The organism is Bartonella sp. MR30HLJHH, assembly GCF_042194195.1.
Classification (GTDB): domain Bacteria; phylum Pseudomonadota; class Alphaproteobacteria; order Rhizobiales; family Rhizobiaceae; genus Bartonella; species Bartonella grahamii.
The window spans coordinates 36,402-49,977 of sequence record NZ_JBHIMO010000008.1; the positions used below are offsets into that span (position 1 = coordinate 36,402).

12 protein-coding genes are annotated in these 13,576 nt (G+C 36.7%); 6 read left to right on the top strand and 6 right to left on the bottom strand.

Features of this window, described 5'->3' with window-relative positions; translation table 11 throughout:
• The first annotated feature begins 188 nt into the window (after positions 1-188).
• From gltA to ACFIKR_RS06015, 6 genes are all read left to right on the top strand, one after another.
• Positions 189-1,484 (top strand): citrate synthase, encoded by a 1,296-nt coding sequence (gene gltA, locus ACFIKR_RS05990; protein ID WP_375659218.1) that lies wholly within the window; start codon positions 189-191, stop codon positions 1,482-1,484.
• Between the two features lie 721 nt (positions 1,485-2,205).
• Positions 2,206-2,958 (top strand): transporter substrate-binding domain-containing protein, encoded by a 753-nt coding sequence (locus ACFIKR_RS05995; protein WP_375659219.1) that lies wholly within the window; start codon positions 2,206-2,208, stop codon positions 2,956-2,958.
• A gap of 490 nt (positions 2,959-3,448) precedes the next feature.
• The gene (locus tag ACFIKR_RS06000) at positions 3,449-4,201 is read left to right on the top strand and encodes a transporter substrate-binding domain-containing protein (protein WP_375659220.1); all 753 of its coding nucleotides are present in this window, start codon (positions 3,449-3,451) and stop codon (positions 4,199-4,201) included.
• A gap of 79 nt (positions 4,202-4,280) precedes the next feature.
• Positions 4,281-5,003 carry an ABC transporter permease gene (locus ACFIKR_RS06005; RefSeq protein WP_375659221.1) on the top strand — a complete coding sequence of 241 codons (723 nt, stop codon included), beginning with the start codon at positions 4,281-4,283 and terminating at the stop codon, positions 5,001-5,003.
• On the top strand, positions 5,000-5,707 hold the full coding sequence (locus ACFIKR_RS06010; RefSeq protein ID WP_375659222.1) for an ABC transporter permease: 708 nt from the start codon (positions 5,000-5,002) through the stop codon (positions 5,705-5,707). Before ACFIKR_RS06005 ends, ACFIKR_RS06010 begins: the two co-directional genes overlap by 4 nt.
• A gap of 78 nt (positions 5,708-5,785) precedes the next feature.
• Entirely contained in the window at positions 5,786-6,559 is a 774-nt protein-coding gene (locus ACFIKR_RS06015) for an amino acid ABC transporter ATP-binding protein (protein WP_375644674.1), read from the top strand.
• Between the two features lie 20 nt (positions 6,560-6,579).
• On the opposite strand, the gene lpxB is transcribed toward ACFIKR_RS06015, so the two are convergent.
• The 6 genes from lpxB to bamA all read right to left on the bottom strand — a co-directional run bounded on the left by lpxB (position 6,580) and on the right by bamA (position 13,470).
• Entirely contained in the window at positions 6,580-7,776 is a 1,197-nt protein-coding gene (lpxB, locus tag ACFIKR_RS06020) for a lipid-A-disaccharide synthase (protein WP_375659223.1), read from the bottom strand.
• Complete coding sequence (locus ACFIKR_RS06025; RefSeq protein ID WP_375659224.1) at positions 7,769-8,641, bottom strand: LpxI family protein; 873 nt, start codon at positions 8,639-8,641, stop codon at positions 7,769-7,771. Before ACFIKR_RS06025 ends, lpxB begins: the two co-directional genes overlap by 8 nt.
• 2 nt (positions 8,642-8,643) lie before the next feature.
• Positions 8,644-9,468 carry an acyl-ACP--UDP-N-acetylglucosamine O-acyltransferase gene (gene lpxA / locus ACFIKR_RS06030; RefSeq protein ID WP_375659225.1) on the bottom strand — a complete coding sequence of 275 codons (825 nt, stop codon included), beginning with the start codon at positions 9,466-9,468 and terminating at the stop codon, positions 8,644-8,646.
• A 24-nt stretch (positions 9,469-9,492) separates the two neighbouring features.
• Complete coding sequence (fabZ, locus tag ACFIKR_RS06035; protein WP_375626256.1) at positions 9,493-9,960, bottom strand: 3-hydroxyacyl-ACP dehydratase FabZ; 468 nt, start codon at positions 9,958-9,960, stop codon at positions 9,493-9,495.
• A gap of 1 nt (position 9,961) precedes the next feature.
• Complete coding sequence (lpxD, locus tag ACFIKR_RS06040) at positions 9,962-11,008, bottom strand: UDP-3-O-(3-hydroxymyristoyl)glucosamine N-acyltransferase (protein ID WP_375659226.1); 1,047 nt, start codon at positions 11,006-11,008, stop codon at positions 9,962-9,964.
• 65 nt (positions 11,009-11,073) lie between these two features.
• Positions 11,074-13,470 (bottom strand): outer membrane protein assembly factor BamA, encoded by a 2,397-nt coding sequence (gene bamA, locus ACFIKR_RS06045; RefSeq protein WP_375659227.1) that lies wholly within the window; start codon positions 13,468-13,470, stop codon positions 11,074-11,076.
• Positions 13,471-13,576: the final 106 nt, after the last annotated feature.

Sequence of the window (13,576 nt, forward strand, 5' to 3'; positions counted from 1 at the left end):
TATATCATTGAAATACATTTTTTATTGAGTAATAATGATCAATAAGGAAATATTTTAAATTGCATGTACTCACTTTTAGAGGCAATCTACCCTTAAACATATGTAAGAAAAGCTTCAGTTATACATCCCCTACTCTGATGAAGCAGAGTCTTATTTTTTAGAAGTGAAGGATCTGAAAGGAATACCGAATGTCTGAGAATAACGCATATATTATTATGAATGATAAAAAAGTAGAGCTTCCCTTGCGTAAAGGCACGAGTGGACCTGAAGTCATTGAAATTGCTTCTCTCTACAAAAAAGCCGATATTTTTACTTATGATCCTGGTTTTACTTCAACAGCTTCTTGTGAATCAAAAATTACTTATATCGACGGTGATAAAGGCATATTGCTTTATCGTGGTTATCCTATTGATCAATTAGCTGAAAAAGGAGACTTTCTCGAAAGTTGTTATCTTTTACTTTATGGTGAACTCCCAACACAGCAAGAAAAAAATGAATTTGATCGATGTATTATGCAGCATACCATGGTACACGAACAGTTTGCACGCTTCTTCCATGGCTTCCGCCGTGATTCTCATCCTATGGCCGTCATGGTTGCCTGCCTTGGCGCTATGTCTGCGTTCTATCACGACTCTATTGATATTACAGATCCTCACCAGAGAATGATTGCTTCTGTTCGTCTTATCTCAAAAGTTCCAACGCTTGCTGCTATGGCCTATAAATACAGTATCGGACAAGCATTTGTTTATCCACGTAATGATCTTAGTTATGCTGCAAATTTCCTCCGTATGTGCTTTGCTGTTCCTTGTGAAGAATATAAAACAAACCCTGTTCTTGCTCAGGCGATGGATCAAATCTTTATCCTTCATGCAGATCATGAACAAAATGCTTCTACATCTACGGTACGTCTTGCAGGATCATCAGGTGCTAATCCGTTTGCATGTATCGCTGCAGGTGTTGCTTGCCTTTGGGGACCAGCGCATGGTGGAGCCAATGAAGCATGTCTAAAAATGCTACAAGAAATAGGTTCTATTGAAAGAATTCCTGAATTTATTTCACGTGCAAAAGATAAAAATGATCCTTTCCGCCTTATGGGCTTTGGGCACCGTGTCTATAAAAATTATGATCCACGTGCAAAAATCATGCAAAAAACCTGTCATGAAGTTTTAAAAGAACTCAACATTCAAGATGACCCGCTTCTTGATGTTGCAATAGAACTTGAAAAAATTGCCTTAAGTGATGAATATTTTATTGAGAAAAAGCTTTATCCCAATGTTGATTTCTATTCCGGCATTACATTAAAAGCTCTAGGTTTTCCAACTGAAATGTTTACTGTTCTTTTTGCATTGGCGCGCAGTGTCGGGTGGGTGGCACAATGGAAAGAAATGATTGAGGACCCTGCACAAAAAATTGGTCGTCCTCGACAACTCTACACAGGCTATGCTATGCGTGACTATGTTCCTATAGATGAACGTGCAAATTAAAAAAAATCAATAAAGCTTCAGTTTACTGAAGCTTTATTGAAAATAATCCCAAAACATCCTTTAAGAATTTTTATAAAACGTGATTTTAAAACTCTACATAGGTAACGTCATCATAAAAATTTACTAAAAAATTCTAAGTTTTAAATTGATAATACTCTTCTGCAAATTAGCCAAACATTTAGCAAAAAGAAATTGAAAATTTTACCTTATAATTCTCATTATCTTTAATGAAAGTGTATCCCTTGTCATTCCCTCATGTTTAAAAACCTTATTACATATTAAAATCTAACAATGTCAGAATTTTACTTTCTATTTTCTCCAGATAAAATTGCAAAAGGTTTACATTACGTGCTTCTTTAAAATGCCAAAAACTTCTTATCCCCATTCAAGTAGATTAGAATAAAAATACTTTACATTTTATCCTTTTAAGAGCTGAAGTTTTCTTTGTATTTAAGTTAATAATTTCCATTTTAAGGTAACTTATTGATTTTTAAATAAAATTATTAAAAATCATCATATAATCAACAAGGGGTTTACTTCTTTCCTGTATTTTTTATTCCCATACTTAATAAGAATAAATCATTTTTTTTGATAATGATATCCAGCATAATGATAGCAAAATGAACACAGATAATTTTTTTACATTGCTCCAAAAGAGCTTACAGATTATAAAAATGCATGATGGTTTCATATTTGCCAGCTTATCTAATAGGAGAACATAATGAAATTATTAGCAGGAGCTCTTATAATAAGTGCAACACTGTTTACCCTATCGGCCAATTCTCAAACGCTGAAAATTGCAAGCGATGCTTCTTACCCGCCATTTAGTTATATTAACTCAAATAACGAACTTCAAGGGTTTGATATTGATATATCTTATGCGCTTTGTAAAAAAATGAATGTTGAATGTGCTATTGTCACACAAGACTTCGAGGGGATGATTCCCGGTCTTCTTGCCAAAAAATACGATGCTATCGTTTCTTCCCTTTCTCCTACAAAAGAGCGCTTACAAAAAATTGATTTTACAGATCCTTACTACAATACTGTACTCGCTGTTATCGTTACTAAAAATTCTGGAATTAAAGAAATCTCAACACAAAACTTTAGAGGTAAAAATCTTGGAGTACAATCGAATACAACACAAGCTGCATACGCGGAAGATCATTATGCCTCTGAAGGAGTGAATATCAAACTTTATCCTACAGCAATAGAAGCTAATCGTGATCTTTTAAGCCATCGGCTTGATATCATTATCTTTGATAAATTAAAAGCATTAAATTGGCTTGAAAATGAAGGAAAAGATTGTTGTATCCTCCTAGGAACTCTAGAAGAAACAAAATTTCCTGTTGCAATTGCACTCCGTCAAAATAATAATGATCTTAAAAACAGTTTTAATAAAGCAATAGAAGAAATCCACGCCGATGGGACCTATGAAAAAATTATGAAAAAGTATTTTACTTTCGATATCGATTAGATATCACTATGAATTAAAGTTCAGTTTTTATATTTAAGGAGTATTTTTTAACTCTTTATTGGACATGCAAATATAATTGGAAATTCGGCATTTTTATAAGAAAATTTACATTTATCAAAATAACTTTAATTGTTTCTCGATATCTAAACATTTTATAGAATGTAATGACAACAATAAGGTTGTATTTTATCGTATCAAAATCTAATTTTTCTTTATGTTCAAATTGAATAGCCTTACTTTCAAGAAAAATCTTTAGTTTTTATTCATGAAATGATTCAAATCAATCATTTCGTGAAAATTAACCTATCATACAAGCAATAAGATATTTATTCTTTTTTTATCAATAAAAAAGATAATTTTTTTGATAATAATGTCCAACATAATGATCTAAAATAAACATCAATAAATTTTTGAATTGCTCCAAAAAAGCTTACAGATTATAAAAACATAGTGATTTCATATTTGCCCGCTTATCCAATAGGAGAACATCATGAAACTATTAGCAGGAGCTCTTATAATAAGCGCCGCACTATTCACCCAATTGGCTGATGCGAAAACATTAAAAATTGCGAGTGAAGGCACCTACCCTCCCTTTAGTTATATTGACTCAAATAATAAATTGCAGGGACTTGATATTGATATATCTTATGCACTTTGTAAAAAAATGAATGTTGAGTGTACTGTTGTCACACAAGACTTCGAGGGAATGATTCCTGGACTTATTGCAAAAAAATATGATGCTATCGTTGCCTCCCTCTCTCTCACACAAGAGCGCTTACAAAAAATTGACTTCACAGATCCTTACTACGATACAGCACTGGCTGTTATTGTTACCAAAGCTTCGGGAATTAAAAAAATCTCAACACAAGACTTTAGAGGTAAAAATCTTGGTGTACAATCAAATACAACACAAGCTTTCTATGCAGAAGATCATTATGCTTCTGAAGAGGTAAAAATCAAACTCTACCCTTCCACAATAGAAGTGAATCGTGACCTTTTAAATCATCGACTTGATGTGATTATTGTTGATAAATTACAAGCATTAAATTGGCTTAAAAATGAAGGAAAAGATTGCTGTCTCCTCCTTGGAACTCTAGAAGAAACAAAATTTCCTGTTGCAATTGCACTGCGTCAAAATAATAATGATCTTAAAAATAAGTTCAATAAGGCGCTAAAAGAAATCCGTTTAGATGGAACTTATGAGAAAATTATGAGAAAATATTTTACAAGTGAGATCTATTAAATATCAATATGATGTTTAAATGAAACCCGCTAGTTATTTCTAAAAAATATTATCTAACTCTTTCATGAGGAACACAAGAATGATTGAAAATTTAGCATTGCTATCATTTAGCAATGGTGGATGGGGAGCGGTTATACTTTCTAGTGCAGGAATGACATTGTCATTGGCATTATGTTGTGGACTTCTAGGACTTCCTCTAGGTCTTCTAAATGCAGTGATGATTCGATCCAATATTAAAATGGCCAAAGCGATTGCACGCCTCTTTTCAACTGTATTTCGTGGACTACCAGAGCTTTTAACTTTGTTTTTAGTTTACTACGGATTACAAAGCCTTATTCAGAATGTCTTTGACTATTTTAATTTTGAAATCATGTTCAGTATCAATGCTTTTGTTGCTGGTGTTCTTGCGCTTAGTATGGTTCTTGCAGCTTTTTCTTGTGAAGTTTGGCTTGGAGCATTTAATATTTTTGATAAAGGCCAATATGAAGCGGCTAAAGCTTTAGGCCTTTCACGGTCAACCACATTTTTTCGTATTGTCTTCCCTCAGCTCATCCGAAATGCCTTGCCAGGACTTTCTAATAATTGGCTTACTTTACTGAAAGATACATCCCTTGTTTCAACCATCGCACTTGTTGACCTCATGCGACAAACGAACTTAGCTGTCGCTGCTACCAATAAACCCATGCTATTTTATCTTGTAGCATGCTTACTCTATTTGTTATTTTCAGCGGTTTTTACGGCAATCTTACGCCATTTGGAAACATACGCTCAAATAGGCGATAAAAAGGTGCTACGGCAATGATTCCTGAGTGGCTTTATTTCCTTTTCAATCCTGATCTTTTAAGCCATCATGGGCCAAAATTTATTAATGGCTTTATTGTTACTGTTGAGCTTGTTTCTATTTCTTGTTCTCTTGGTTTTTTTCTTGGTATGCTTATCGCTTTTGCACGTTTATCAAAAAATACATTTTTACAGTATTGTGCAAATGCTTATGTCTATTTTTTCCGTGGCTCTCCTTTATTAGCTCAACTCTTCCTTTTTTATTATGGACTTGGTTCAATGAATGACTTCTGGCAGCAGGTTGGTTTGTGGTGGTTTTTTCAAAACGCGTGGTATTGTTGTCTTTTTATTTTTACTCTCAATTCTGCTGCCTATCAATCTGAGATCTTTAAAGGAAGTTTTCTATCCGTAACAATTGGGCAACGTGAAGCATCAAAAGCTTTAGGTCTAAGCAACTCTGTCACATTTTTTAGAGTTATTCTTCCACAAGCAATGATTGTAGCATTACGCCCCCTAGGAAATGAGTTGATTTTAATGATTAAATCCAGTGCTCTTGCCTCACTTATTACTGTTTATGATTTAATGGGGGTTGCTAAACTCACTTATTCACGGACTTTCGATTTTCAAGTTTACGTTTGGGCTGCTCTTATCTATCTCTTTATCGTTGAACTCATTCATCGTTTTATTGTTTTTATCGAACAGCGCCTCACTCGATATTTACGGTAAATAAAATGATCATAAAAAACTTTACAAACAAAAATGTTGAATTAATCAAGTTATTCATCAATGAAAGAATAAAATAAGATGAATTTGAAAAATAATAAATCGATCTCTCCCTGTAAAAACCCTGTGATCTCTATTCGAAATCTAAATAAATGGTATGGAAACTTTCAGGTCCTACATGATATCAACTTTAATGTTCAAGCTGGTGAACATATCGTTATTTGTGGACCATCGGGATCAGGAAAATCAACGTTAATCCGTTGTATTAATCAATTAGAACAAGCACAAAAGGGTTCAATCTGTATCCATAATGTTGATATCCATACCGCTCCTATACAACAGCAAAAAAATGTTCTTCGTAAGATAGGAATGGTCTTTCAGAATTTTAATTTATTTCCCCACATGAGCGTTATACAAAATTGTATTTTAGCACCTATGACAGTTCAAGGACTTTCCAAACAACAAGCACAAGAACGGGCAATTCGCTACTTAACGCATGTTGGTATTGAAAAACACTGTGAAAAATATCCTTTACAACTTTCTGGTGGGCAACAGCAACGTGTTGCGATTGCCCGTGCACTTTGTATGGAACCTGAAGTCATGCTTTTTGATGAACCAACCTCTGCTCTTGATCCAGAAAGTGTAGGAGAAGTTTTAGACGTGATGGCTCGATTGGCCGATACAGGGATCACAATGCTTTGTGTTACCCATGAAATGGGCTTCGCACGTAAAGTCTCAGAAAGAATACTCTTTCTAGAAAATGGAAAAATTGTTGAAGATACAGCCTCTGAAGAATTTTTTACTAATCCTAAAAGCCAACGTGCTTGTAATTTTCTTGCTAAAATTAAATATTAATCATTAACATATTGCTTTATTTATACAATTTTATTCCTGCTTTTTAAAAGAGTGATAATTGTTTGTGCGCCAACAACCCCCGATGGTACTTCAGTTTTCATTTTCTGTTCTACCATCTCAAAGGCATCGAGTTGTGCCTGTCGTATTAAAGGATTAAACAAAAGTTGTTCTACTTGTCTTGCTAACATACCTGGGCGTAAAAATTCATCAAAATATTCCGGTACAATAGGCTTATCAGAAATAATATTGGGAAGAGCTGCACTCCATAAAATTATTTTAGAGAAAATAAAGAATTTAGAAAAACGATCAAGTTTATAGCAAAGGACTGTTGGAATTTTAGCTAATGCTAATTCAAGTGAAACCGTTCCAGATGCTGCAAGTGCAACATCTGCTTGTGTAAAAGCACGCCATTTTGCATCTTCACCAACTACAATTTCCACTTTGCTTTTCCAGCCTTGTACAAAATCACGAATTTTATCCGCTAAACGTGGTAAGGTTGGTAAAATAATACGTAAATGAGGAATACGTTGTACAAGAATCTCTACTGTTTCTCGAAAAATAGGCATTAAAGAACGAATTTCTAAATTGCGTGATCCTGGCAAAATAACTAATGTAGGCGATGATGTTTGTGTATCGCTCAAATTTCTTTGTTCTAATTGGCATTTTTTTTCTGACTGAACTATCAAAAGGGGAGGATATGTCAAAAGACGATGTCCAACATAAGTCGTGGGAGGACCACCCAAATCTTGCATAATCTTTTCTTCAAAAGGAAAAACCGCTAAAACATGGTCAACAAATTTGCGCATAGCTTTAGCGCGCTCTGGACGCCATGCCCAAACGGTTGGTGCAACATATTTAATGATAGGAATAGAAGGCGCTAAAACGCGCACCTTTTTTGCAACACGATGCGTGAAATCAGGACTATCAATAATAATGAGGCAATCAGGTTGTTCTTGTGCAATAAATTTGGATAAATTGCGAATATGTAGCAACAATAATGGTAGTTTTTTCAACACCTCCTTTAAACCTATTAAAGCAATATCATGGGAATCAAAAAAGCTTTTTAAACCTAATGCCTTTAAATGCCTCCCCCCAACACCAATCAAATGAATATTGCGTCCTGTTTGTTGTGATAAACAAGAAATTAAATCGGACGCAAGTAAATCACCAGATTCCTCCCCTAAAACCACAGCAATCTTTAAGAAACAATTATTCATGAGCAAACTTTTCAAATGTCTCTATAAATAGAGAATATTTGTTGGCTTTTTCTATTGTTGTTTTCACCGATAATATTAGACTTCTATTTGCCTCCACTGCAACACCAGATAAACCACTTTTTGCAATATTCATTATTGTCGCGGGCCCAATTGATGGTAAATCAACGCGATTATCCTGTTGTGGTTTTGCACATTTTACAAGAACGCCACCTTTAAGGGGAATTTGCCCTCTTTCTCGCATTTCACAAACACGCCATAACATATTATCAGTTCCCTCAGCGCCCTCCAGTGCAACCACCCTTCCTTGGACAACAACAACGGCTTGCCCGATATCTAATTGACCTAAAAGCTTTGCTGCTTCTGCTGCTAAAAAAATATCTTTTTTCTCTTTTTGCGTAGCACGCCGCACTGTTAAATCAAACTCTATGGGAGCTAAAAGATCTGCGACTATCTCGTGAGCACCAACAACACGAAAACCATACGTTTCAATAATCCGTATAAAAACTTTTAATAACGCATCATCCCCTCTCTTCAAAGCTCCGATTAACTTAGGGAGAGCTAAAAATGTTGTCCAGTCCAACCGCAATTGTTTAAGAAGTGGGCGCTTTTTCACACCACCTGCCAAAACAACATTATAAACTCTAGCCTCTTTTAAGATTTTAACGAGTCGCGCTAACTCCACAATTGATAGCTCGCAATGCTCATAGCGATAAAGAGCAGAATCTGCCTCACCACGCAAAAGCACAAGAAAAGGATTCTCTCCATTCTTCTCAAGAGCCTGCGCAACAGTAATCGGTAGAACACCATTTCCTGCTATAATAGCAGTACGGCCGGAAAGAAAACTTCTGGCTCCCCAAATAAGCATTTTTAATCCCTATGTTCTTTTATTCTATCACCTTCAAATTTTGGTGTACAATAAAAACGTTTTCCTTCTTCCTTAATAAAATTAACTATATCAAGAACAGACTGAGAAGAAGAATAGAAAGAAGCAACATCACTGACACGCTCTTTAAATGGTTTGCTATGATCAAAAAGCATGGCAACCGCATGACGGAGTGCATGAATATCTTGACGCTCAAGTCCTGCACGCTTCATGCCAATAATATTGAGGCCAGCAAGTTTTGCCTGTACCCCAACAGCTGTTCCATAGGGAATGAGATCACCAACCAATGCCGATACACCACCAATAAATGCGTGATGCCCAACACGAACAAATTGATGCACAGCAGCACCCCCACCAATAATCACATAATCACCAATAATAACATGACCAGCTATCATCGCATTATTTGCGAATGTTACATGATTCCCTACATGGCAATCATGAGCGATATGAGCATAACAAAAAAATTGGCAATTATCACCAACAACTGTTATTCCTACACTCGAATCGGACCCCCTATGCATTGTTACGCCTTCACGAATCGTGCAGTTTTTACCAATCGAAAGAGTCGTAGCCTCTCCCTTATGTTTATTATTTTGCGGATCTCCCCCCAAAACTGCATGAGAAAATACTTTACTCTTGGCTCCTAACGTTGTCTTCCCCATTATCACAACATGACTCATCAAACTGCATCCATCACCAATAACAGCATCTGAACTAATATGACAAAACGGTCCAACTTGTACATTCTCACCAAGCTGCGCTCCCTTCTCCACAAGAGCAGTTGGATGGATTTTTGTACCGGACATTTTTAAATTCCCATCAAATATCGTTTATTCTTCTTCGACAATCATCGCAGCAATTTCTGCTTCAGCGACGCGGACATCTTCTACTTTTGCAACGCACGAAAAACGTCTCATACCAGATCTTTTTTTCAAAAGCTGAACATGAATCTTGAGCTGATCACCAGGCATAACCGGCTTACGAAATTTCGCATTATCAACCGTCATAAGGTAAACTAAATTTGTTTGCTTATTGCCTAAATTTAAAAGTGCTATTGCTCCTGCCGTTTGTGCCATAGCTTCTAAAATCAAAACTCCAGGCATAACAGGCTTTGCGGGAAAATGTCCCGTAAAATGCGGCTCATTAATCGTTATATTTTTAATACCAATAGCTCCTTGTTCACCATCAATATCAACTATACGATCGATTAATAGAAACGGATAACGGTGCGGTAATATTGATAATAGTTTTTCAATATCGACAGCCTCTAAGTTTTTAGTCTTTTCACTGCTGATCATATCAGCGTTTCTCCTTTTTAACTTTTCCCATACTGCGCAACGTCGCTACTTCACGAAACCATTGTTTAAATGGTCGCGCTGGACTACCTCCCCATTTTTCACCATCTGGAATATCATTCATAACACCACTACGAGCAGCAATCTGAACACATTTACCTATTATGATGTGGTCGGCTACTCCAACACCTCCGCCAAGCTGAGACATATCCCCTATCGATGTACTTCCCGCAATGCCACATTGAGCAGCAATAAGACAATAGCGGCCAATTTTTACATTGTGGGCAATTTGTACAAGATTATCAATCTTGCTTCCTTCACCAATAACAGTATCTTGAAATGTCCCACGATCAATTGTCGTGTTCGCACCAACTTCTGCACCATCCTCAATAATAACGCGACCAAGCTGTGGAATTTTCTCGATTCCAGAAACGCCCCCAACATAACCAAAACCATCTTGCCCAATACAAACACCAGGATAAAGCTGAACCTTATCACCTATTATAGAACACTGAACTGTTACCTTAGGAGCAATATAGCAGTCACATCCAATACGGCAATTTTCACCGATAACAGCTGTGGATGAAATGAGAGTTCCTGCACCAATCTCAACATTTCTACCAATAACAGCTCCCGCTTCAATACACACATCATGTGCCAACTTAGCCGTTGGATGAATATGCGCATGCGATGAAATCCCCTTCGATCCTAACCAAGGCATTGGCTTGACAGAATCTGGAAACAAAATACGACCAATCTGAGCAAAGTCACGCTGTGGTGTGGATGTTACCAAAATTGCCATAGTTTCGGGAACTTTAAAAACAATCTCATTCGTACAAAAAACAGCAACAGCGGAACTGTCCTGTAAAGCATCAGAAAACTTCCGATGCTCTACAAAAACAAGAGAACCTTCCACAGCACTCTCAAGTGAAGAAAGAGTATTGATAACTTTATGAGAAAACTCTGGATTAAGAAGCTTTGCACCCGTCAACTCAGCAACATTTGCAACTGTCAATTGCCGGGACGGCGTAAAAAAAAATGTATCCGCCATCAAAACACTTTCTCTCCCAGCTTAAGCTATTCTCTTCAAGTTTTTCCTTCTTAAAATCGCTCAAATCAGAACTTCGTAGAAATACCAAAATTCAATTGTTGCAAACGATCACCTTCCTGCTTCGTTATTGGCCAAGCATAATCAAAACGCAAAGGACCAAACGGAGAATCCCACATCAAACTCACACCTGCAGATGAACGCCAAGCACTTTTGGTATTGGTAACAGACGGTTCACCCTTAAAAACGGTTTTATAATTATTGCCATAAAGCGTGGCAATATCCGCAAATAAAGCACCGCGCAACCCGAACCCTTCAGGCACAACAGGGATAGGAAACTGTACTTCAGCAGTCGCATTCATATATGTCGTTCCCCCCAAGAAATAAACCTCACCCTTACTGGAAACCTGACGCGGACCTATTCCATTATATTTGAACCCTCGAATCATATCAGTATTCGCTTTAAACATATCGAAAATACGAACACCATCTCGGCCCATTCCGTGGATATAACCACCCCCAAAGGAAAGCAAACCAACAATATCCTTCTGGTCAGAAAGAGTCTTGTACATCATCGCCTTACCCGTGGTCTTCAAGAACTTTGCACTTCCACCAAGCCCTGCATATTCCTGAAGAAGATGCACGTACCACCCATCATGGGGGGATCTCATATCATCAATCGTGTTATAGGTGAAACCATAACTAATTGATGAACGTTTCCAAGGGCTTTGTTTTGCAGCTTGAACAATCGCACCAGAATATTTCCCATATAACTCTATTACATCACTCTCTTTATCAAAATCATACTCTCCACCAAAATCATATTCTTCCTGTACATAAGAATAAGCTACATTAGCAGATAATTGATTATTAATAGGTAATGAAAACCGTAGCGATCCACCTGTCTGTCGTACATCATAGGCCTTATCAGCACGATAAGTACTACGAAAAACATCAACGCCAGCAGATAAACGATACCCTAAGAAATAAGGATCAACAAATGATAAATTATAATTACGAGATTTTTCTTGCCCCGCACCTAATCCTAAACGAACATATTGACCACGTCCCCCAAGATTACGTTCAGTAACAGAAACTTCAAGTGACATACCAGGACTTGTTCCCCCTGTTGTATATCCTCCAGAAAGAGAGAGATCTCCTGTTGAAGCTTCAACGACATCTATTACCAAAATAACTTGGTCAGATTGATCTGTGGGAACCATTGAAATATTAACGGCTTTGAAGAAACCTAAACTTTCTAGACGACGTTTTGCCCGCTGTAATAAAGTTTGATTGTAAGCATCCCCTTCGTTTAAATCAATCTCACGGCGAATGACGTAATCACGCGTTTTCTCATTGCCACGTATATCAATACGCTGAATATAAGCACGTGTACCCTGTTCAATATTATATAAAACTGAAATTGTATGATTTGCTAAATTACGATTTCCCCTCGGCTCAACTTTAGCAAAAGCATATCCCGAATCAGCAACCTTGTTATTAATAATTGCAACAGACTGTTCAATATCTTCTGCGCTATAAACATCACCTGGCTGGGTTTTAAGCACCCTTTTCACAGATTGAACGTCAATTCCATCAACATCACTTTCAACCTGAATATCACTAATTTTATAGCGCACACCCTCATCAAGAACGAAAGAAATTTTATATGTATTGCTTGCTGCATCAAAAGTCGCTTTAGAAGAGACTACACGAAAATCTGCATAACCACGATTATAATAAAAGCGACGTAAAGCTTCTTCATCAGCAGCGAGACGCTCTTCACTGTAAACATCACCTCCCAATAACTTCGAAAAAATTCCTGAAGTTTTTGTTGAAATCACATCACGCAAACGACGACTTCCAAAGACACTATTCCCCTTAAAAGTGATATCACCAATCTTTGTTTTTCGCCCTTCAACAACATTAAATACTACATTAACCCGCCCTTTTCCAAGGTTAATCGTTTGAACGTTGACAGTGATATTATTACGACCAAGAGTTTTATAAGCTTCACGAATTGTATTTATATCAGCAGAAAGCTTAGCAGAATTAAAAGGCTCATTCGGTTTTAAAGAAATAAACCGCTTAAGATCTGGGTCTTTAAAAGATTTATTTCCCTGAAACAATATCTGATTGACAACCTCATATTCTTTTACGAATACAACCAATTTATCACCTACCGGATTTATTTTAACATCATAAAATAAACCCAATTCGAAAAGATTCTTCACAGCATTATCAACATCAGCACTGGAAACCCCTTGTCCAGCCTTAATCCCCATATTGTCTCGAATCGCCTGAGAACTTACAAACTTATTCCCACGAACCTCAATAGAACGGACTACAGACGCTTGTATTTCTCCAACCGCAGCAATTGACATAAAAACCGTTGCTGGGGCAATCATCCCCATCTTTAACACCAATACAGATGCTGCATTTAAAAACTTTGAATTTGTAGTCATTGGCTTTTTTACCTTACTCTTGTTCCTTGGACATGATGCCTTAAAAAGCTAACTGCCATAACAACCTTTTTACAGCGAGACTTTTCATTCCTTAATTACTCATTAT